This window comes from Limnothrix sp. CMB-01 (assembly GCF_055193175.1).
The window spans coordinates 3,854,245-3,875,824 of record NZ_CM143720.1 but is presented as its reverse complement, the minus strand read 5'-3'; the positions used below and the strand labels follow the sequence as shown (position 1 = coordinate 3,875,824).

The 21,580-nt window shown below is 58.1% G+C and carries 19 protein-coding genes; 9 read left to right on the top strand and 10 right to left on the bottom strand.

All coding sequences use genetic code 11. The features are described 5' to 3' along the window. Positions 1 to 11: 11 nt before the first annotated feature. The 3 genes from ACZA91_RS15980 to ACZA91_RS15970 all read right to left on the bottom strand — a co-directional run bounded on the left by ACZA91_RS15980 (position 12) and on the right by ACZA91_RS15970 (position 2,829). Positions 12 to 1,097, bottom strand: a complete 1,086-nt coding sequence (locus ACZA91_RS15980) for a pentapeptide repeat-containing protein (protein ID WP_463183355.1) — start codon at positions 1,095 to 1,097, stop codon at positions 12 to 14. Between the two features lie 193 nt (positions 1,098 to 1,290). Beyond that, complete coding sequence (locus ACZA91_RS15975; protein WP_099532213.1) at positions 1,291 to 2,463, bottom strand: AI-2E family transporter; 1,173 nt, start codon at positions 2,461 to 2,463, stop codon at positions 1,291 to 1,293. Between the two features lie 165 nt (positions 2,464 to 2,628). Then, on the bottom strand, positions 2,629 to 2,829 hold the full coding sequence (locus ACZA91_RS15970) for a hypothetical protein (RefSeq protein ID WP_463183353.1): 201 nt from the start codon (positions 2,827 to 2,829) through the stop codon (positions 2,629 to 2,631). Between the two features lie 352 nt (positions 2,830 to 3,181). On the opposite strand from ACZA91_RS15970, the gene ACZA91_RS15965 reads away from it, so the two are divergent. Then, positions 3,182 to 4,114, top strand: coding sequence for a class I SAM-dependent methyltransferase (locus ACZA91_RS15965; protein WP_463183350.1), 933 nt, complete (start codon positions 3,182 to 3,184; stop codon positions 4,112 to 4,114). Here ACZA91_RS15965 and ACZA91_RS15960 read toward each other — a convergent pair. Continuing rightward, positions 4,111 to 5,301, bottom strand: coding sequence for a glycosyltransferase family 4 protein (locus ACZA91_RS15960; protein WP_463183348.1), 1,191 nt, complete (start codon positions 5,299 to 5,301; stop codon positions 4,111 to 4,113). The two genes, ACZA91_RS15965 and ACZA91_RS15960, sit on opposite strands and share 4 nt — an antisense overlap. A gap of 194 nt (positions 5,302 to 5,495) precedes the next feature. On the opposite strand from ACZA91_RS15960, the gene ACZA91_RS15955 reads away from it, so the two are divergent. After that, entirely contained in the window at positions 5,496 to 5,909 is a 414-nt protein-coding gene (locus ACZA91_RS15955; RefSeq protein WP_158234344.1) for a YbjN domain-containing protein, read from the top strand. Between the two features lie 12 nt (positions 5,910 to 5,921). Here ACZA91_RS15955 and ACZA91_RS15950 read toward each other — a convergent pair whose 3' ends face one another. From ACZA91_RS15950 to ACZA91_RS15925, 6 genes are all read right to left on the bottom strand, one after another. Beyond that, complete coding sequence (locus tag ACZA91_RS15950; RefSeq protein ID WP_463183345.1) at positions 5,922 to 6,644, bottom strand: prepilin-type N-terminal cleavage/methylation domain-containing protein; 723 nt, start codon at positions 6,642 to 6,644, stop codon at positions 5,922 to 5,924. A gap of 64 nt (positions 6,645 to 6,708) precedes the next feature. Next, a complete protein-coding gene (locus tag ACZA91_RS15945; protein WP_463183343.1) occupies positions 6,709 to 7,449 on the bottom strand; it encodes a RibD family protein in 741 nt (246 codons plus the stop codon). 459 nt (positions 7,450 to 7,908) lie between these two features. Further along, positions 7,909 to 9,789 (bottom strand): glycosyltransferase family 2 protein, encoded by a 1,881-nt coding sequence (locus ACZA91_RS15940; protein ID WP_463183341.1) that lies wholly within the window; start codon positions 9,787 to 9,789, stop codon positions 7,909 to 7,911. A gap of 101 nt (positions 9,790 to 9,890) precedes the next feature. After that, positions 9,891 to 10,271 carry a YccF domain-containing protein gene (locus ACZA91_RS15935; RefSeq protein WP_099532221.1) on the bottom strand — a complete coding sequence of 127 codons (381 nt, stop codon included), beginning with the start codon at positions 10,269 to 10,271 and terminating at the stop codon, positions 9,891 to 9,893. An 86-nt stretch (positions 10,272 to 10,357) separates the two neighbouring features. Beyond that, a complete protein-coding gene (locus ACZA91_RS15930) occupies positions 10,358 to 10,561 on the bottom strand; it encodes a hypothetical protein (RefSeq protein WP_199291641.1) in 204 nt (67 codons plus the stop codon). Positions 10,562 to 10,637: 76 nt separating this feature from the next. Then, positions 10,638 to 14,585 carry a glycosyltransferase gene (locus ACZA91_RS15925; protein WP_463183338.1) on the bottom strand — a complete coding sequence of 1,316 codons (3,948 nt, stop codon included), beginning with the start codon at positions 14,583 to 14,585 and terminating at the stop codon, positions 10,638 to 10,640. Between the two features lie 9 nt (positions 14,586 to 14,594). On the opposite strand from ACZA91_RS15925, the gene ACZA91_RS15920 reads away from it, so the two are divergent. From ACZA91_RS15920 to ACZA91_RS15890, 7 genes are all read left to right on the top strand, one after another. Continuing rightward, positions 14,595 to 15,689, top strand: a complete 1,095-nt coding sequence (locus ACZA91_RS15920) for an inositol monophosphatase family protein (RefSeq protein ID WP_463183335.1) — start codon at positions 14,595 to 14,597, stop codon at positions 15,687 to 15,689. A gap of 275 nt (positions 15,690 to 15,964) precedes the next feature. Then, a complete protein-coding gene (locus ACZA91_RS15915; RefSeq protein ID WP_099534531.1) occupies positions 15,965 to 16,342 on the top strand; it encodes an STAS domain-containing protein in 378 nt (125 codons plus the stop codon). A 77-nt stretch (positions 16,343 to 16,419) separates the two neighbouring features. Beyond that, positions 16,420 to 16,863 carry a Mini-ribonuclease 3 gene (locus ACZA91_RS15910; protein WP_199291639.1) on the top strand — a complete coding sequence of 148 codons (444 nt, stop codon included), beginning with the start codon at positions 16,420 to 16,422 and terminating at the stop codon, positions 16,861 to 16,863. Further along, complete coding sequence (rlmB, locus tag ACZA91_RS15905; protein WP_190529722.1) at positions 16,860 to 18,623, top strand: 23S rRNA (guanosine(2251)-2'-O)-methyltransferase RlmB; 1,764 nt, start codon at positions 16,860 to 16,862, stop codon at positions 18,621 to 18,623. Before ACZA91_RS15910 ends, rlmB begins: the two co-directional genes overlap by 4 nt. Positions 18,624 to 18,802: 179 nt before the next feature. After that, positions 18,803 to 19,813: an S-layer homology domain-containing protein gene (locus tag ACZA91_RS15900; RefSeq protein ID WP_463183332.1), complete on the top strand. Its 1,011-nt coding sequence runs from the start codon at positions 18,803 to 18,805 to the stop codon at positions 19,811 to 19,813. Positions 19,814 to 20,000: 187 nt separating this feature from the next. Continuing rightward, a complete protein-coding gene (locus tag ACZA91_RS15895) occupies positions 20,001 to 20,684 on the top strand; it encodes a hypothetical protein (RefSeq protein ID WP_463183329.1) in 684 nt (227 codons plus the stop codon). Between the two features lie 271 nt (positions 20,685 to 20,955). Next, positions 20,956 to 21,540, top strand: coding sequence for a vWA domain-containing protein (locus tag ACZA91_RS15890; protein ID WP_463183327.1), 585 nt, complete (start codon positions 20,956 to 20,958; stop codon positions 21,538 to 21,540). The last annotated feature ends 40 nt before the right edge of the window (positions 21,541 to 21,580 follow it).

The following is a 21,580-nucleotide window of genomic DNA, read 5'->3' as shown; positions in this document are numbered from 1 at the left end:
CTGACCGATCGCTAGGGCGATCGCCTCAGATCCGCCGGAACGATCGCCCCATCCAGCTTGGCTCCCGTTAACCGCACCATCAGCCGCCCACCGACGGTCATCTTGGCATTGGTCAAATTGGCTCCCCGGAGGTCAGCCCCACTCAGGTCAGCCCCGATCAAGTCCGTGCCGCTCAGGTCGGCCCCGCTCAGGTTCGCTTGCAGCAGATTGGCCCGAAACAACCGGGCCCCGCTCAGGTTGGCCCCGCTCAGGTTCACGCGGTGCATAAAGGCATCCGTCAAATCAGCTCCCGCGAGGTCAGCCCCGCTCAGGTTTCGGCTCGCAAAATCCCGTTCCCGCAGGTTGGCCCCGCGCATCTTGGCTCCGCTCAAATCGGCAGCAGGACGAGGCGGCGGTTGATCTTGCCATTGGGGCGGCACGATCGGGGGGCGAGGTCGTCGTGGGGGCGGTTCGGGCGATCGATTGGCGGTCGTTTCCGCCGTGGGGTCACCGGGGGGATGGCTATTAAAGGGCGATCGGCGTGGTGTTTTCCAAGCGAACGGCTCCGGTTCGGAATGAATGCCTTGGCCAGGAACCGAACCCGTTGATGGGCCTTGGGCGCTGTATCCATAGGTGCTGTATCCACCGGCCCCATTGGCACTGGATCCATAGGCCCCCGCCTTGGGGGTTGATTGCCCATTGACCCCAAATCCTTGAGCGGAGCCGTTATGGTTCGTGCCGTGGTTTGTACCGTGGTTTGCGCTGTGATTCGCACCGGGGCTGGCACTATGGCTAGCCCCTTGGTGATGCACACCGGCATGGTATGGATTTTTGTGGTGATGGGCCGTCGATCGCCCGTGGGGTTGGGCGGTGGTTCGTTCCGTTGGGGCCCCGCTGTTGGGTCGCTGCCGAAAATGGGCCCGAAAAAAGCCCCGCGCTTCATTGAGCTGCTTCAGCTTCTCTTGGGCCTTGGCTTTCAAACGGGGATTGTCGTCTGGGATCCGATCAGGATGCCAAACGAAAGCCAGGTCTTTGTAAGCCTGGTTCACTTCCTCGGCTGAAGCGCCAGGTTCCAGTTCCAAAATTTGATAGTAGCGCCGACTGTCGCTAAAGGCCATGTAGCGCAAGCACTTGCCCCAACCATGAGCAAGTGGTGAGTTGTTGCCATTTTAGCCGGGTGGCTGCCATCGCGCGATCTGGGTTTCGCGGCGGTGGGGGATGATGGGCTGTTCTGATCAAAAATTCAACTCAACAATCCAAGGTGCTGTATGGGTCGCGATCGCCAATCATGTCGCTCAGGAGTCTGATGGCTCAGGAGTCTGATGGCTCAGGAGTCTGAGAATCATCGCCGCCCACAGCCACGGCCGCCGGTAGCGCCTGTTCAGGGTCGGGGTCGATCGCCCCTTCGCGGCTCGATCGCAGCCAACGCGGCCCCTGATCCCAATGATCCAGCACATCCTCAACCAACAATGCCTGGAACCAAACTTGGGCCACCACGGTCAGCGGCAACGCCAACACCAGCCCCGTGAACCCAAAAAAGGTCGCAAAAAAGATTTGGGCAATCAGCGTCACGGCCGGTAACAGGGACACCTGTTTGGACATCACCATCGGCGTGAGCAAATTGGTTTCCAACTGCTGCACAATCACGTACCAACCCAGCACCAACAGGGACTTGAGCGGATCATCCAACAGCGCCACCAACATTGGCGGCAACACGCTCAACACCGGCCCCACATTGGGAATGAACGTCAACAAACCCGCCAAAACCCCGTGGGCCAGGGCCAGCTTCACCCCCATCAAGGCCAACCCCGTGCCGCTGAGGACACCGATGATCGACATGTTCAACAAAATGCCCAACAGCCAAGCATCGAGAGAATTGCGGCAGCGATCGAGAATCGTGATCACCCGCCGCCGATAGAAGGAGGGAAAGAGCTGCACGAAGGCATTGCGATAGGGCAATGGATCGAACAGCATCATCAAGGCCAAGATGGTCACCAACAGCAGGTTGAAGAACCCGCCCAGGGTGCTGGCAAACAGGGCAAACCCACCCCGAAAGAGCGGATTAATGGCCGGTTGGGCCTGGGTGAGCAAACTGCGGAAGTCGGGGTTGGGGAGAACCGTTTGTAACCACTGGCCCAAGGGTTGTTGGGAAAGGTTGCTGAACCAGGTATCGAGGCGATCGAGCGCCACGGGAACCAACTCGGTCAGCTCCCGAAACTGAGCCGCAAAGGGGGGCACAACCAACAACATGGCCCCCAAGAAAAAAGCCACCAACAGCCCGATCGCCCCAAAAATTGCCTTTGTTCGATCCTGGAGCAGGTTGCGCCCCCGAAACTGGAGGGTGAGCAGGGCGCGGGCCAACCGGTCGATCGCGACGGCAATGGCGATCGCCCCAAAAATCATCAGCACTAACTGCCGCACAGCCCACAGCACATACAGGGCCGCAATAAAAACCAGTAAGCCTAACCAGCGTCCGAGGGTCATGAACCGAGCGTCCTGTGCGATTTCTTGTGCAATTTCCTGTGCAATTTCCCGTGTAACTGTCTGGGCGATTTGCGGGGTGATTTACGGGGCAATTGCTTGGAGTGATCTTGGGGTGATCTGGTGATCTATGGATGTTGGGGTGATTTACGGATGCTTACGGGCGATCTACGGGCGATCGGGTTTGCGCTGCTGCCACATCCAACCCGCCAAAATCAGCGATGGCAACAGGATCATGACCCAAGCCACCCAGTCTGGCGGCGTGCCGATCGATCCATAGGCAGTTAGCTTGATGGCCACCGACAGCACCACGGACAAGACCGCGACTTTCAGCACCATGCTCAAGGTTTCTGGGTTGGGCGATCGCATCAAGATTCAGGGTTTCTTCCCTGGGCGGCGGTTTTCGCAAATTCAGGCAGCATCATAGCTCACGGCTTGGGAAGCGACCAACTGCGCGATCGCCCTGCGCGATTCAGTTGTCCTGGTGGTGGGGCGATCGAACCGCAACCGTGAGGACTGATACAATATCCAAAAAATCCAAATCCAACCCTCAAAACTCAATCTTCAAAATTCAAAGAAATTCAAAAAACTTCCAAAAACTCAATTAGCCCCAAAGATTCCATCCCAAAGATTCCATCCCAAAGATTTCACCCTAAAAATTCCATCCCAAAGCTTTAACTCAAAAAAGCTTTAACCCAAACAACTATTGCCTGACCTTTCCATGACCGCCACTGCCTTTGTGAAACCCGGCCCCGCCTCGCGTTTGGTGAATGGGCTGCTGTCCATCAAACCCCTGGCTAATTTTGCTCGTAGCCGCGCCCGCAAGATGATGATTGAGCGGGCCGAAAGCATGGGCATTCCCTGGCGCAAGACGGCCGCTGAGTTGCAAAGTCGGGATTGGTCAGCGGAACTGGCCCAGGTCAGCAACCCCAACCTCACCTATCCAGACTATTACCTCAATCCTTTCCACGCCTATCCTGAGGGGAATTTGGGCTGGGAGCCGGCCAGCGAGGTGGAAGTGGCGGCCTATTCGGTGCATTCCACCATTTTTGGCGAAAAAACCCCGGAAGGGGACGCAAAATTGCGGGCCGCTTACCATGACGTGCTGAAGGCCACGGTGGCGATCGAGCCTCGGGAGATTGTGGACTTGGGATGCAGCGTGGGGATGAGCACCTTTGCCTTGCAGCGAATTTATCCCCAAGCCCAACTGACGGGGGTGGATCTGTCGCCGAATTTCCTGGCGGTGGCCGCCTACAACACTCACCATTCCCCCATGAATCCCGATCGGGACCAGCCCCGTTGGGTTCATGCGGCAGCGGAAAACACCGGCTTACCGGCCGCGAGCTATGACTTAGTTTCGGCTTGCCTGCTATACCATGAGCTGCCCCAGACGGCGGCGATCGCGATTTTGCAAGAGGCCCGGCGGTTGCTGAAGCCCGGCGGCTATCTGGGCATTATGGACATGAACCCCAAATCCCAGATTTACGCCCAAATGCCGCCCTATATCCTGACCCTGCTCAAGAGTACGGAGCCGTTTTTGGATCAGTACTTTGCGCTGGATTTGGGCGAGGCGATCGAGCAAGCGGGCTTTGAGTTGATCACTGTCCAATCCACTACGGTGCGTCACCGGGCTTTGGTGGCTCGGGCGCACTAGGGTTGCTGGGCCACCAGGCTCAGGAGTTTATCCACGGCGTGATCCCAGGTGAACCGGCTTTGCACCCAAGCGGGGCCGGCCGCCCGGGTCGCCGTTTGCCATTGGGGGCGATCGAGCCAGGTTTCGAGACAATCAACCAGGGCATCGCAATCCGGCTCCCACATCCAAACGGTTTCGGAAACGCCATCCGGGTATTGAACGGGTTTCTCAATCAGTTGACTGGTGATCGGGAGGGTGAAGGCGGGGTTGGTGAATTCATCGGTGGGCCCACCTTGGGTGCAAATGACCGGTAACCCACAGCCGATCGCTTCCAACACGGGCAGGTTAAACCCCTCCGCGCGGTAGGGCGACACATAGCCATCGGCCGCTTGATAGAGCTTGGCCATGTCTTGGTAGGACAAAAATTTGTTGAGATAAATCGTTCGATCGAGCAACCGTTGGGCCCGATCGGCCGGCAATAGCGATCGCACCTGATTCACCCAGGCGGCTCGCCCCCGATCGCGTCCATAAACCGCGTCATTGGCCTTCAAAACCCAGCGCAATTGGGGCGATCGCTCCATCACTGCCCCCAACGCCAAAATCAATAAATCGCCACCCTTGCGGGGAATCGTGCCCCCCACGTTCAGCAGGACTTGGCAACCCTCCCAACCCCAGGCCCGCCGCAGATCCGCCCGATCAACCACGGCCAATGGGTGATAAATCTGGGGATCGACCCCATGGGGCAACACCACGACCCGATCGGGCGCTGCGCCGCTGTGGATTAGCCCCTGCCGTGACCAGGCCGAAGGGGTGAGCACCACGGCTCCCCGATCGCCCCCGACCGCCGCCCATTTGCCCGTTTTTTGGGCGCACCCCATCCATTGCCAATATTCATGGTGCAGCTTGCCAAATTCCGCCGTGGCAAACACAAACGATCGACGGGCGATCGGGTCTGGCTCCAATCGGTAGGGCGAATCGATCCGCAACAGTCCATCCACCGGGTCGCCATCGGGGGCCGGAATTTGGGCCAATCGACGCGATCGCTCCGGATCCAATTGCCCCGCGATCGGCTGCCAACCATGGGCCAAGGGTTGCTCGCGATGAAACAGTTGCAGCCCCGATCGCTCCAGCAGCGCCAAGCATTGGAACTGATTCACCGTTGTGTAGGAGTGGGGAGCCGACAGCCAACCTTCCACTAAAAACCGCATTGCCGATCTGCCCGCCACCACAACGCCATCAGTCCCCACTTTCGCTTGTTAAGATTAGGCCGAAACAAGAACGGACTCAACATCCTGTTGGCCACAGTCCTCAATTAATCCTTCTGAATTGATCTTGCTGAATGACTTTTAACCACCACTCGGCCAACAACAATCATCACATCCATTCATCGCAGGCCAAAATCATGAATGAAGAGCTAGTCACACCTGATAATGCTTCAAAAGCCCTGTTGCAATCCATCTTTGATGAAGCGCTGATGGATGTTTCGATCGATGACGATGGCGACATTCTGATTCAGGAAGAAATCAAGTGCTATGTGTTCCTGAGCGAGAACAAGGATCGGGTGCGATTGCTGACTCTTTTTGGCATTGCGGAAACGGCCACCCGCGCCCAATGTTTGGAGTGCGTGAATGCCATTAACAGTGAATATATTATGGTCAAGGCCTATATTGCTTCCGAAAAAACCTTGGCCATGGAATATGACATTTATCTCAAAGGCGGCGTTCCTAAAAAGACAATTGCCCTGACGGTCAAGCGTTTTTGCACCATTCCCCGCCGGGCTGTGAATGAAGAATATGCCCGTGATGTGGTTGAGTAGCTGAGTGGTTGCTTAGTCGTCACAACGATCGTTGCGCCCGGCTCGCAGGGAACCCAGCAAGGTTTCCACATAAACACAGCTTCGATCGGTCAAATCAGGACGGCCCGCCATCTGGAAGGTAATGCGATTCCCAGCATTGTCGTCATTGCCTTTGTATTCCGCGCCGTCCTGAGAAGAAGCTAGCCAGCCGCGACCATTAAACTGCACCACATAACTCCCGCCGTCGCGAGTGAAGTCTGATTTCCCGCCGTCGATCGCGGCATAGGTCGATGCTTCGGCTCCCAGGGGCCGCCAAACGGCTTTGCTGCATTTTGCGCCCACGGCGGGATGCACAGAATATTGAATGGCACGCTTGTCCTCTGGGTTGGTGCGAAAACAGGCTTCCCAGGGTCGTCGTTGCTGTCTGGCTTTGGATTGGGCCGATCGCAGGGCCCGAAACGCATCGTCTTGGGCGGCTCCGAGCCGTTGGCCATCCACCATCGACAGCCAAACGGGCGCGCTAATGGCCATCAGAATGGTCACCATCAACAGCACCACCAACAGTTCCAGCAAGGTAAAGCCCGATCGCGCGGTTGGTTGCGGGGTTGCCTGGCGATGGCGCAGGGTTTGGGCCAACAGCCAATGGATTGTTTGGCTCCGAGATTGGCTCCGAGATTGACTCAGAAATTGACTCCGAGATTGACTCAGAAATTGCAATAAACGATCGGGACGGGGGAAACGGCGAGAGGCAAGCATAGGAAACCTCGGGTTCGGGGAAGGGCAACAAACAGCAGAACAAGAAGCAGAAACCCACCGGGCGCTAAGGTTCGGTGTCGCGCCGCTGGTAATGCAAGAACACTTCTTGGCCTTGGGCTTCGGCACTGACCAAATTGAGCCACTGGGCCCCGTGAAGCGGCAAACCCACACCATCCATGGGCGTGGGGGCGGCGGCTCCACCCACCAACAGGGGGCAAACCGTCAGCCACAGGTGATCGATCGCTCTCATTGACAACAGGGAGCCGACCAAGTTCCCACCACCCAAGACGGCGAGCTGTTGGATTCCTTCCTGGGCCAGTTGGGCGAGAATTTCGGGCCATTGAAAATCCCGATCGCCCAACGGGCCGAGCAAGATTCGATCGAATCCATTGGCTGCTTTTGAATGGGGGGATGGATCCTCGGAATCTCCTGAGGCAGACCAGCGATCGAGCCATTGCCGAGATCCGGCTTCCGTGGTCAACAGCCATCGGGGCACGGCCTGGCGAAAGAAGCCATAGCCAGGGTCGATCGCCCCGGAGGCAGAACAGATAATTTGGGTGGGTTGCGGAGGTTTGCCCTGGCCAACTCGCCCCTGAATGAGTTCTGGACTCAGAACCGGCATGGCCAACCCTTCCGAGCGGAGGGTTCCGGCTCCCATCAACACCGCATCGGCTTGGGCCACTTGTTTTTCCAAATGCGCGCGATCGGCCGGACTGCCAAAGCGTCCCGGCGACCCATGCGCATCACTGATTTTGCCGTCAGCGGTGATGGCAAACACCACCGTAATTTGGGGTCGATCGTTCACCCGCGTTCACCCAATGCCACAAAACAACCAATGCCACAAGACGGCCGCGATCGGGGCAGCCGCGATCGGGAGCCTGTCTGCAACCCTGTCTTCAGACCCTCATCGGCCACCGGGGCTTCGGGGCTGGCCCCTTTGAAGTGGAATTGAGGGGGCTGAGTCAGATCTCGCTGATCAGATTTTGCTGGTCAGATTTTGCTGGTCAGATCTCTGTAGATCTCTCAGATCGGTCAGATCTCTAGGTACACCTTGCCCAAAATTACCCCGATCGGGATCAGATTGAGGGAAATTCTCCCGGCGATCGCCCCCATGGCTATCCTAGTAGCATGGCTGCCTTAATTCGCTGGGCTGAAAGACGTGGCTGCTACCGTCACCTGATCGTTAAGCAGCAAGGGGCTTAAGCCCCTTGTTACCACGACTGGCTCCGGGACTTTGACCCAATGTGTTAAGCCTGTCATGCTACTAGAGCGATCGGAACTGGTGGGTTTGGGTGTCGTAACAGCGCGATCGGGGTTTTTCGGGAATTTCCAACTCCTTCATGGCCCAATCTTGGCGCGTAATATCCAAATTGGGATTGAAGTAGGGATCGGTTGCTTGAATCATCGATTTCCAGCGTTTAAAAAACTTGGCGGAATCTTCCGGGTGCGGATCCCCTTCAAAGGTTTTGCCCCTTGTGTAGGATTCGTGGTGAACCAAGGTGGCATCGGCGCAAAAAACCGCCCGATAACCCACTTCTCGGGCCCGCAAACACAAATCCACATCCCCAAACCCAACGGCCAAAGACTCGTCATAGCCACCAATTTTGGCGAAGGTATCGGCCCGCATTAGCAAACAAGCGGCCGTGACCGAGGACATTTCGCGACAGGAAATTAGAGCGCCAATGTAGCCCGGTTCTGCCTCTCCAGAGGGCAAGGAATCCCGCATGAATTTGCCGAAATGTTCCGCCATCCCATGCATTCCCACGCAAACGCCCGCATGTTGGATGTAGCAGCGATCAGGATAGAGCAACTTAGCGCCCACGATGCCAATGTCTGGTTTTTGGGCAAATTCTGCCATTCGCTCCAACCACCCATCTTCGATCGCCTCAATATCGTTATTGCAAAAGAGATAGTGGGTAAAATGCCCGGGCGGCAACTGGGCAACGGCCCAATTATTAATCGCTGAAAAATTAAAAGGGCCAGAATAATTTAAAACGCGATGTTGATCCTTAAGGGATCGAAAATAGCGAATGGATTTCGGATCATTGGAATCGTGATCGATCAAAACAATTTCGTAGGCGACCTGATGCACGGTTTTAGCAATGCTATCAATGCATTGTTTAACCAACTCTCCGCAATTTTTAGTCGGGATCACAATCGCGATGCGGATGGGGCCCTGGAGAGGATAGCGCACTCGGAAATAATTAAACCGAAATCCCGTTTGCACTTCACCCGGATCGCCCGATCGATCTAAATGTTCGCTTAAAACAGCCCGTGAAATCTCCAACACATCCGATCGGCGCTGATTGCCGGTGCTGGTCAGGTGTTGTCGCCACAGGTAAAGAATTTCGGGAATGTGGCTAATTCGTTTGGCCCGCTCACAGGCCCGCAAAATGAGGTCGTAGTCCTGGGAAACGGTCAAAAACTCCCGAAATCCACCAATTTCCTGCAAGAGAGATCGCCGAAACCCCACCAAATGCACGATGTAGGGGTGCGATCGCAGCAACTCCAGCGAAAAGGCCGGCCGAAAGGCAAACTCGATCGGCTCGCCTTCGGGAGTCACCAGCACTTCATCGGAATAAAACAAGTCTGGATCATCGGCCAAGATGGTTTCCGCCACCCGCAGCAGGGCATGTTCCGGCAGTTGATCATCATGATCCATCAGCACCACAAAATCGCTGGTGGCCAAGGCCAAGGCCGAATTGGAGGCGGCGGAAATTCCCCCATTGAGATCGCGGTAGGTCACTTTGATTCGGGAATCCTCGGCCGCGAGTCGATCGAGCGTGGCCTTCACCTGGGGATCGGGCGATCGATCATCGGCAATGCACAGCTCCCAATGGGGATAAATTTGGGCCCGCACAGACTCGATCGCTTCCGTCAGCCAACGCTCTGGCGTGTTGTAAACGGGCATGATAATCGAGATTTGGGGCGGATTTTCCAGGGCCGCCGCTCGATCAGCAAATCGCCGTCGATTCTCGGGCGACAGACCCCGGCGATATTGATCCCAAGCGGCCAGTTGGGCCCGTTCTCCCAACAGTCGCCGCCGGAGTTTGGTGCGCAATTTTTGGGCGATCGCCCCCAGGCCGCCTCGTTGCCACAACCGCCAAGCTCGTCCGGGCCAACTGGCCAACCGCGCAATCGCCATACCTGTTGATTAGCCCTATGCCGTGAGCAGTATATCGCTTCAGGGCCCGCCCAGAATGATGCCCCAAGGATTCACCATTCTTGCCTTGCGGTGTTTCTGAATTAACGCCCCACTTCCTTGAGTTCTCGGCCAAAGGGCAGCAGCGCCATCACCAACAGCTTGAAATGTTGTTTAGCAAAGGGCAACCCAATGATTGTGATCGCCAAAATCACGCCATGGATCAGATGCGAAAGGGCGATCGCCCAACCAAAGAAAAACACCCAAATCACATTCAAAATCACCCGCAAAGGGCTATCGGCATTTTCCACCGCCACCACTTCTTTACCGAAGGGAGTCATGGTTGCCAAACCAACCTTAACCTGTTGAAGACCAAAGGGGATTCCCACAATCGTTAAACACATGCTGAGGCCGCCGATGATGTAGCCCAACCCACTGATGAGGCCACCGAAAATCAGCCAGATGATGTTACCTAATAAGCTCATAGTTCCAAATGTCTAAATCTTTGGTGTATCGAGGGTGTCCATGGAATGCTACGGCATAGCCACCCACAACGAGATAGCGAACTTGGTTAGCGTTTAAGCACTCGATAAACTCTCTGAAATCGGGGTTCAAAACCATAGGCCCATTGATGATATTCGCGGCGAATTTCTTCGAGGGCGGCCAAACGGGCCTCGGCGGGTTGACTGCGCCAATAGGCTAGGTCGCTTGCTTTGGCTGCCTGATCATCTTTCATGTTGAGAATGCGGCAGCTCATCACCATTTTACGAACCATTTTGGACTCCTATTTGGACTCCTGATTGAGCAAAATTGTCCCAATGGCCCCAGGATAGCGAAATTTCAGCGATTGCCTACTCTAAAAACAGCAGACGACGCAGCAGTTGTTCCAGTTCGTTGGCAGTGCGATCGATGCCGAGGGTTTCCACGGTGGCTCGTCCCGTTTGGGCCAGGTTCACCCGCGACACTGCGTCGGTGGTCAGTTGCAGCAGGGTTTGGGCGATCGACTCGGCCACGGGCAGCACAGTGCCGTAGTGAATCCCGGCGGAAAGGGTGGGATGCAGGGGCAAATCTTCGCCCACCAGCAGGGCCGCACAACCGCAGCCGATCGCTTGCAGAGTGGGGAGGGCGCTGTTGGCGGCTGAGGGGGCCAAGTGCAGTTGGGCCGTTTGCAACGCGGCGGCCAAGGTGGCCCGATCGGGCCAGCCCAGTTCCTCGCAAGCAAAGGGCAGTGGCTCCGGCGCGTGGGAACCGTAGCGGCGAATTTGGAGATCCGGTTGCTGGGCGGCCAGGAGGCTTAACCCGGCAATGGTGGCCGATCGCTGGTCGGCATCGGCGGCGCGATCGTCTAACCAAAGGATCGATCGGGCGGGGCCGCTGTGGCGCACCCAATTGGGCGTGGCGGGCAAAAAGTCTGCCGTTAATCCGCCTTCTAACCACAGGGGCGGCACTCGCAGGGCCTGGGCCGTTTCCCAGCGATCGGCGAGGGCCTGGCCGAGGGCGATCGGCCGCAACGGCAACCCACAGGAACCGAGGGCCGTTTCGCGCTCAAGAGTGCCCGGGGCTTCGCAATCCACTTCCCAGGTTTGAACCAAACGCACCCGCAACCGCACGTTGGCCCAATCGGCCACCGCACAGGCCGATCGCCAATCGGTGGCCAGGGCCACATCCAAGGCCGGCAGCCCCGTTTGGCCTTCTAACACCTGCACACCGCTGCCTTGCAACTGGGTTTCCCAAGCACGACAGGCCTGATGGACTTGGCCGCTGCTGCTGGCTCCGAAGGGTTGCACCACGAGCCGCACCTCATGGCCTTGGGCATCCAGGGCCCGGGCCAGGGCGGCGATTCGATCGACCTCCACGCTGTCGCTGGCTGCGAGGGAGACCACCACGGCCACGGTCAGCGCAATGGGTTCCGGGATCGATCGGGCTAACAGGTGATGCCAGCCGGTCCAGGTTTCTCCCAAGGCGGCGCGGGTGAGGTAGCGCTGGCGGGCCGCTTGGTTGGCCGCTTGCCCCAAGCGATCGCGCAAATCCCGATCCTCAATTAACTGGCCCAAGGTGGCGATCCAGTCTTCCGAATCACCACACAGGAACCCCGTAACTCCCGGTTGAATGGCTTCCGCATAGGTTCCCCAATGGGAGGCCACCGTGGGCACGGCCAACAGGGCCGCTTCAAAATATTTCAGCTCGCTCTTCCCGGCGGTGAATTCCCGATCGCGCTCTAGGGGAGCCAAGTTGATATCCAAACGGGCATACACTTCCGGCAGTTTTTCCCAGGGCAAAATCGGCAACCGCTCTAGTCGATCGCCCCAGGTTGCCGCAAAGTCCGCCGATAGTTCCAAATGCCCCACCACCAACAGTCGCGCTTGGGGATAGCGGGTGGCAATGACCTGCAAGGCGGCCTCACATTCTGCAAAGTCCCGCTGATGGGTTTTGGTGCCGCTGAGATAGCCCAGGCGCACCACGGAGCGATCGCGCTCATCGGTTCTGGCCGCCAGGGTTTCGGCCGCTTGCCGTTCCATTTCGGCGCTGGCTCGGTTGGGCAACAGCGCCACGGGAGTGCCGGGGAATCGCTGTTCGATCGACCGTTTCAAGTTGGCAGTGCTGGTGCTGACCCCATCCACCCGGGCGATCGCCCGTTGGTATTGGTGCATCATCTCCTTGTAAACCTGCCGCAGTTCCTCTTCGCCGCTGTTGGCATCTTCCAACTGGTAGAGCAGATCTGGATCAAAGACTAAATCATCGGTTTCAAACACAAACCGCACGCCCTGTTTTCGCCCTTCCTCGATCGCTGACTCCAGGTTGGGATGGAAGGTGGGCCGGTGCATCACCACCACTCGGTATTGATCCAACAATTCCCGGTAAGGATATTGGGCAATGTCGTAGACCTCAACGCTGTAGCCCAAATAGCGCAGGGCCTCCGCCTGGTGCAGGCAACGGTAGCGGTAAGGCGCACCGCCGCAGCCGCTGATGAAGGCAAACATCCCGATCGGGCGATCGTCCGCCTTTTGCACCTTCACTGGAGCTGCTAAACGCCCTTCGCGCACCCCCACCAACAGGAAATGCTCAAAGGCGCTGCGATATTGCCCCAGTTCCACCGCCAAGGCCGCGTCGCCATAGGTTTGCAAATAAAATTCGCTGTCAAAGTTGGGATTGGGATTCAGCCCCTCCGCCATTCCCACTTCAAGGAAATGTTCGATCGCGCTGTTGAAGTCCTTGGCCGCCAATCGCGCTTTCACCTGGGGATAGGTTTCCAGGTAGTAGCGGGTTTTGAAGAGGGGGCTGGGGTCGCGCCCTTCCGTCGCCCCGTTGGCCACAAAGTGGGTAAAGGCCTGGCTATAGGTGGCATTGGGCAGACAGTTGGCCACATCCGGCTGGGTTTCCAGATAGTAGGCCGCATCAAACAGTCGCAGGAGAGCGTGGGGCTTGCGCAAGTCCAGGCTGGGCAACTCTCGCTTAATGGCCTCATAGATCGCAGACTGTTGGGCCGCCGGATCGGGGGCGATCGCCAGTTCCGGGGGAATTTGCGACAGGGCCACCAGCGTGCGCGCAAACAGCTCCGGATCAAAGTGATCGGCCGCTGGCGGCCGCAGTTTGTATTTCAGCTTGATCCAAAAATTCCGCAGGGCCCAAAACTTGCTACTGCGAATGATGTCCAGCAGGCGACGGGTTTCCTCAAGGCGCGATCGCAACTCCCGAAACTGATCTTGGGCGGCGGCGATTTGGGCCTTGGCGTGATCCCGCAGTTCGTTGGCCCGGGCGATCGCCTGGCGACCGTGCTTCACTTCCAACTCCGCCAGTTCCAATTCCTCGTGGAGGTCGGCGATTTGATCCCGCAGGCTTTCTAGGTCTTGATTGGCCGCTTGCAACAGGTCTTCTGTGCATTGCAGCCGACTGTCATAGGTTCCAATCAGGGCTTGGTACTGATCCACTTGCAATCGCCCCTCGATCGCCCCCTGTTCGGCGGTCAGGACGCGGGCCTGATAGCGACTGAGATCCGCGCGGGTTTGCTCCAGTTGAAATTGGCTTTGGGCCAAGGCCGGTTGCAGTTGGGCCAGTTGTTGTTGCAGTTGCCGAAACTGCCCTTGGCGATCGCGGGTCTGTTCAGCCAAGGCCCAATCCTGCAACCAGGTGAGGGCATCGGTGGGCGCGCTGGGGTCGATCGGCAATTGCGGGTGTGGAGCCAGGGCCCGGGCGTTGAGCTGCTGATAAAGGGCGGTGGCCGTGGGATAAAAATGCTGGAAAAGGGCTTGGCGTTCATCGGCGATCGCCTCCCAGTCGGGCAAAATCAGGGTTTCGGGCCCCCATTCCACCGCCCCGGCTGCCAAGTCCACCAAAATGGCGCGATCGCCCAATTGCTCAAGGGCCACCAACAGCGCCTCGTGGTAGGTTTGCCAAACCCGCAGGGCCCATTCTGGATCTTCGAGGGCCCGATCGCCCGCCGCCCGAAACAGGGCCGAAACGCCCACCCAAGGGGCACAGGACACCAACACAAACCGAGCGGTGGGGAACTGGGTTTGCCAATCACTCAAAAACAAGGTGGCCAAAGCGTCCGCCACCACCACCGGGCCCGTGGGCCAGCGGCGACAAAGCTGCCCCAGGCGATCGATCCAAAGGGCTGAAACCGGCTCCGGTTGCCGCGTCACCCAACCGGACTCTTGGAAACCTTGGGCCCGCAATACGGCCTGATGCCAGGGTTCCACGGAAACCGGTCGCCAGCCCAACTCTTCGAGGGCCGCCGCCACCCGATCGCATCCCACCGGCAACAGTCCAGCAACGATCGCAATAGTCGGCTCAGTCATAGGAGGGGGTTGCAAGATCGACAACGGGTGCGTGGCAATGGGTGTGCATCTGGGCGTGCATCTGGGAACCGGTGGGGTTCTCAGGAAAAATACCACACCGGCCCGGCCCTCCAATGGCTGGCCCTCCGAATGCCCAGCTCGCCCGCCAATGGCCATCGCATTCCTTGGCCAGTGTTGGCCATTGGACGATCGCCCGCCGGTCGCTATCCTGTCTGTGTGTTGCTCGTGCCCCGAGCAATTATCGTTCCTACGTCTTCTGCCCTTGCCCTCCGCTGCCTAATTCTTGCCATGACCGCCATCGATCGCGCCTTTTGGACTGATGTTTTAACCTTCACCGCCGACCTGGCCCAGCGCACGGGTCAGCAACTGCTGAAGGACTTTGCGGGCGATCGAGCCACCACCGAAAAAGACGACGGAACCTTGCTGACCCAATCGGACACCTGGGCCGATGCCACCCTGCGCCAGGCGATCGCCGATCGATTTCCCGATCACGGCTTGCTCAGCGAAGAGGGCAACCATGATTTGCCCGATCGGGATTGGTGTTGGATCATTGACCCGATCGATGGAACCACCAATTTCAGCCACGGCATCCCTGTTTGGGGCATTTCGATCGGGCTGCTCTATCGCGGCTGGCCCGTCTTTGGCTACTTGTACTATCCCCCCACCCAAGAAGCTTGTTATGGCTTTTGGCCCGGTGAAACGGGATTGGATCTCGAATCAGGAGCCTTTCGCAACGGCCGCCCGATCCGAACCACCAGCGCCGACCCGGGCCCCAACCAAACCTTCAGTTTTTGCACCCGCAGCATTGAGCGGGCCCCACGCCCCTTCTGTTGCAAAATCCGGGCGATCGGGTCGGCTAGCTACAACTTGCTCACCGTCGCCACCGGTAGCATGGTGGGAGCCTACGAGCTAACGCCCAAAGCCTGGGATATTGCCGCCGTTTGGCCCATCCTGCAAGCGGCCGGAGCCACCTGGATTTCCCTAGAAGCCTATCCACCCTTTCCGCTCACCCCTGGCGACAGTTATGGCAAACGTTCTAATGCCTGTCTGGTGGTGGCTCGGGCTGATTTGGGCGATTTTTTCCGCCGGGCGATCGGGATTTAGGGGCCTCTGATTTGGCAGCGGTTGGGGGCAGTTGGGTCATGAGATCCCCAGGTCTCCGATCTCCGATCCCCTCTTCGATCCCCAAGTTTTAGATTCCCTGGAAATCTAAAATAAAAATTCCCATAATCTGCAAAACCCCTCCCCAAAACTTTTCCGCACGAACCCAAGGCCCGGAAGCCGGGCGGCTACCCGCACAAAATTCAGTGGACAACCAGGCTCGGAATCCTTATATTGGGATGTTGTCTAGATTGCGACGGTGTTCTTAGGAGGTCATTATTCCCGAGCAACTTACCCTAACCGTCAGCTTACGAGGCACGCGCGAAGTTAAGGGAGATTGTCAACTGTTCCGCCTCACAGGGCTGCTCGATGCATTTTCGGAACCCACGTTCCGCAAAAAGCTGGGGCAGTATGTTGAAGACGGCCCGCCCCATGTGGTGCTGGATCTAGCGCATATCGATTTTGTAGATAGTTCTGGGCTAGGCGCTCTGGTGCAACTGGCGAAAAAGGCCCAGAGTGCAGGTGGTAGTTTCCAGATTGTGACGAATCCCCGCGTCACCCAGACCGTTAAACTCGTGCGTCTCGAAAGCTTCCTATCGCTCCAGGATTCGGTTGAAGTGGCGATTAAGCGCGTTTCTGAATCGAATCAAGGCTAAGATTGGCTGTGGAGTTACAACCGGCGATCGCGACGGATTCTCCGAGTGTCGAAGCAGGCTGGCTAGCCGCCGCGGCCTTGCGATCGCCCCTCCCCCTCAGTTCGTCAATTCCCGCAGCCGAAATTCAACGTCTGTCGCCGGCTGCCTTGGCCTATTTAGGCGACTCCGTTTACGAACTTTACATCCGCTGCTATTACCTCTTGCCGCAATCACGCACCCGCACCTATCACGATCGCGTGGTTGCCCAAGTTCGCGCTGAAACCCAAGCCCGCCATCTAGAGGCGCTGCTGCCCCACCTGACCGAGGCTGAACGTGAGATAGTTCGGCGCGGTCGCAATGCCACTGATAAGCGTCCAAAACGGCTCGCGGGTGGAATATACCAGGCCGCCACGGCCTTTGAAACCTTGGTGGGTTATCTCTACCTAACCCAGCCGTCCCGACTGACCGAGTTGTTGGCCCGGTTGGATTTGTCGCCGTCTGTTTCCTCTCATGCGACTTTAGATCGCAACTCTTCATCATGACTGATTTTTCGTATCGTAAGGGTCGTACCGGTAATTCAGCAGGCCAAGCCGGTCAATCCAGCAAGTTTGAGCGTCCGGGGAAACCGGTTAAGGGCGGACAGTTTCAGGGCAAGGGACGGTATCAAGGTTCCCAAGGGGGAGAAGGCTCGAAGGGGCGCTACGAGGGACGGCGCGATCGCACGGATGATTTTGGGTTCTCCGGGGAAGACCGGGAACGCCGCAACTATGACGGGGGCGAGCGCCGGGATTTTGGCAAAGACCGGGACTTTGGCAAGGAAAAGAAGGACTACGGCGGCCAACGATCGGGCTATGGCTCCCAAGGTCGATCGGGTTATGGTTCCCAGGGTCGATCGGGCTATGGCTCTCAGGGATCGCAGGGATCCCAGGATCGATCGCAAGGATCGCGGGGCTATGGCTCCGGCCAGCGTGATGGCGAGTCCCGGGACTTTGGCGGTAAATCCTTTGGCCGCAAGCCTTTTGGTGGCGGTCAGGGCGGCCAGTCCTTTGAGCGCCGTGGCCGGGATGGCGATCGCCCGAACCGTGGGGGCGATCGACCCTTTAGCCCTCGGGGCGATTGGAACCGGGAAGAGAACCGGGACTCGCGCGGTGGCGAGGGTTCAGACTTCCGGGGCAAGAAATTTGGCAAGGGTCAAGGCAAGTTCAGCCGGCCCTTTGGCGATCGACCCGATCGCCCTGACCGGCCGGAGCGGAACCGGGATGAGCGTCGGGATGGTGACTATGGCTCACCCCGGGGCGATCGTGGTGAACGGAGCGATCGCGGTGAACGGGGGGATCGGTCTCCTCGGTTCGATCGCGGGGGCGATCGCCCGGCCTTCAGTCGCCGTCCCGAAGGGGGCAAGTTTGGCGGCCGCCGGGATGGGTTCCGCGAGCAACACCGGGACGGCCAAGGTCGGGACTTCGGCGGGCGCGATCGCGCTGCCCATGCCTTTGATGGCAATACCCAAAATGGCAACCCAACCACGGGCGAAGCCGAAACCAACAATGACATCATCTACGGCCGTCATTCGGTGTTGGCAGCCCTAGAGAGCGAGCGCACCCTGCACAAACTCTGGATCGTGCCCCAGTTGCGCTACGATTCCCGGTTCATGGGGCTGCTGCAAACGGCTAAGACCAACGGCACAATCATCGATGAAGCCACCTACAGCCAACTGGCGCGGCTGACGGATGGGGGCAATCACCAAGGTGTGGCAGCCCAGGCGGCGGCCTACGATTACTTGGACTTGGCGGATGTGATTGAAAAGGCCAAGGCGGCCACCGATCGCGCCGTGTTGGTGGCAGTCGATGGGGTGACGGATCCGCACAATTTGGGTGCGATCGCCCGCAGTGCCGAAGCCTTGGGCGCAAAGGGTATCATCATTCCCCAACGGCGGGCCGTGGGCGTAACTTCCACGGTGGTGAAGGTGGCGGCCGGCGCGATCGAGCACCTGAACATCGCGCGGGTGGGCAACCTGGTTCAAGCCCTGGAAACCCTGAAGGCCGCTGGCTTCTGGATCCATGGCTTGGCCGCTGAGGGCAGCGAACCGATCGACAAGGTAGACCTCACGGGCCCGATCGTGCTGGTGATTGGCGCAGAGGGCGATGGCCTGAGCCTGTTGGTGCAAAAAACCTGCGATGTGTTGATGTCCATTCCCATGAGCGGCCACACGCCCAGCCTGAATGCTTCGGTGGCGGCGGGCATGGCGCTCTATGAAATGAGCCGTCAGCGTCGTCATCAGTCCTTGGACTTGCGGGACTCCTAGGAGCGCGGCTGCGATCGCGCCCTGATTTTGCCTCCCAGCGGGCCATTTGCTAGGCTGTCCGGAGACTTAGCCGCCACCGAACCTCAAGGGGCCGGGAACGGTTAAGCCCCGGGGTTACCTCGTGCCTCCGGTGCGAGTTGATGACAACCCCGGCCATGGCCTGAGTTTGGAGGTGGTGCGTGTCTCAATTGCCGGATGGGCCCTTGCCCGAGGATCGATCGCGATCGGCCCGCGAGACTAATGACGAATGGATTGCGGTCTTAGTGGCCCTGCTAATCTTTGGGGGATTGTTCTGGTGGTTTGCCAGTCGCCAATCGACCCCAGTGGGTTGGCAGGGCTTGCTGCGATCGCGCCCCGTTGCCCCTGAAGCGCCTAAGGGCACAGGCAAAGAACCCACGAGGGCGATCGCCCCGAAGCCCCAACCCGACGCGCCCGCCAAGGCCCCAGCCGCCTCCCCCACGGCTCCCCCGGTGGCTAGCCAAACTCTGGCTCCTGCGGCTCCTGCGCCCATCCCCGCCGCCCCTGCCCAGCCGATCGCCCCTGCGCCGTCTGTTGCCCCAGCCCTTGCGCCAGCCGCCTCGGAGCCAGTGGCCGCGCCCTTTAAGGATGTGGACGGGCAACATTGGGCCTATCCTTTCATTGAAAAACTGCGGAAAGACAAAATTATTGCCGGGTTTGAGGATGGTTCCTTCAAGCCCGATCAACCGGTGACCCGGGCTGAATTGGCGGCCATTTTGCGAGATGCCTGGGCGGGGCCCACGGTGCGATCGCCCCTATCCTTCCCGGATTTGGCTGCCGACCATTGGGCAAAATCCGCTGTCGATCGAACCGTTGTGTTAGGGCTGATGCGCGGTTATCCCAATGGACAATTCGCCCCCGACCAACCCATTTCTCGCCTTGAACTCTATATCACCCTCGCCTCTGGGCTGAATTTGCCGCTGCCGGAGCCGCCCGATCGCCAACGGCAACTGGAGCGTTACGGCGACGGCTTGGCCCTGGCCCGCTGGGCCCAGCCCAAGGTGGCCGCCGCCAGCCAAAGCAACCTCGTCACTTACTATCCCTTGCGCGATCGCCTGGATGCCCAGCGGCCAGCAACCCGCGCGGATGTGGCCGTGGCGCTCTATCAAGCCTTGGTTTGGCAAAAACGCCAAGCCCCGATCGCCTCGCCCTATCTGTCGCCCCAACCCTAGGGAGGCGATCGGGCAGTTTGTTCAGGGCAAAATCAACCCCCCAGCGGATTTCCGATGAATGCGGTACGGGTTCCCGGTGTGGATGCTGCCTAGGGCGATCGCGCTAGGTTGGGAACCGAACAGGCTGATCAACAGCCATTCTTCAGCATTCCGCACCGCAACCAGCCCAGAGGGAGGGGCGATCGCCGTGAATCGATCGGCTAGGCAATCTCGATTATCGCAAGTCCGTTTCCAGCCACGGCCCGGCGTTCCCACCCTCGGGGCGATCGCCCTGCTGTTGCCCTTGGTGGGCTGTGGATTCAGCTTCAAAGCCGACATCCAAAACGGCAACTTGGTGGTTAACAGCGGCTACGAAATTTCCGAAACCCTGCTGAACCAAAGCCCCATCAGCTTCAAAGGCGATCCCGCTTCCTTTGTGGAAACCATCGATCGCTTTGAAATTCAAGAGGGACAGGTGCGCGCCTTTGGCAAATTCGTTTGTCCCGACAAGCGCCTAGAACCGGGGAGCCTCGATTTTGTGTTGCAAGCCAGCTCCCGGCAACTGCTTGAAGCCAAAATTGCCCGTGTGGATTCCCCCTGCATCACCTTGGCTGACCCTCGAATCATCACTGTGAATCAGCTTTTGGCGGATAGTTTTCAGCGCCTGGCCGCCGGAACCCGAGAAATTGAAGTGACCCAAGTGAAGGTGGGTGACCAAAAAATCGCGATCGACTTCCAATGGGTCACACCGCTGGAGTCACCCAGCCCCGCCGCCAGCCCCGCCGCGCCCGATCGCCCCGCCAATTCACCATCCACCCCCAACAATCCAGCCCCTAGCGATTCATTGCCCAACAATTCGCTACCTAACAATCAACCTGGCACAGATATCTAGCTAGCATTGAGCCACCAGAGATGGGGTTAATCCAAATCTTGCCAAATCTCGCCCAATTTCGCCGTTAGCCAGCATTGATACCTAGGATGCAATCTGAGGTTGATCCAAAAGATCGATTCAAGAGGTTGATCCAAAAGATTGATTCAAGAGGTTGATCCAAAAGATTGATCCAAAAAATTCAAGCAGCATTAATTCAATAGGGCAAATTGGGATCAATGAGGGTGAATTAGCGGTATCTAGGATATTGGAAAGTAATTGCCTGTGTGAAACCATGACTGACCTAACCCGAGACTATATTTTGGCCGTGGACGCTTCCAGCTCCATGGGTATTCAGATGCCGAACGGTCAAACCCGTTGGGCCGCCGTTGCCGAAGCAGCCTTTGGACTGGCCCAGGCGATCGAGCAATTTGATCCCGATGGCATCCAGGTTTATACCTTTGCCTCTGGGGTCAAGGAACATGGCAACGCTAACGCTCAAACCGTTGCCAATTTGTTTAGCCAAAATCGCCCATTTGGGTCAACTAACTTGGCTGGACTGTTGAACTTGGTGTTGCTGCAAAAGTGGGTTCCCGAAGTGCCCACCACCTTGATTATCGTCACGGACGGGCAACCAGACGACAAAGCCGCCGCCGCCCAATCCCTGGTAACCGCCACCAAAAAAATGCAATCGGACGAGCAACTAGCGATTACCTTTGTCCAAATTGGCGATGATCCGGGTGCGACCAATTTCTTGAAATTCCTGGATGACGAGTTAATGGGATTGGGCGCTAAATTCGATGTGGTCGATACCTTTTCCGCTAGTGAATTTGGCAATCGATCAATTGAAGAAATTCTGCTTGCCGCCATCCAAGATTAAGAGAAATCAATGGGCGCAATGTTCAAACATCAACGATCAG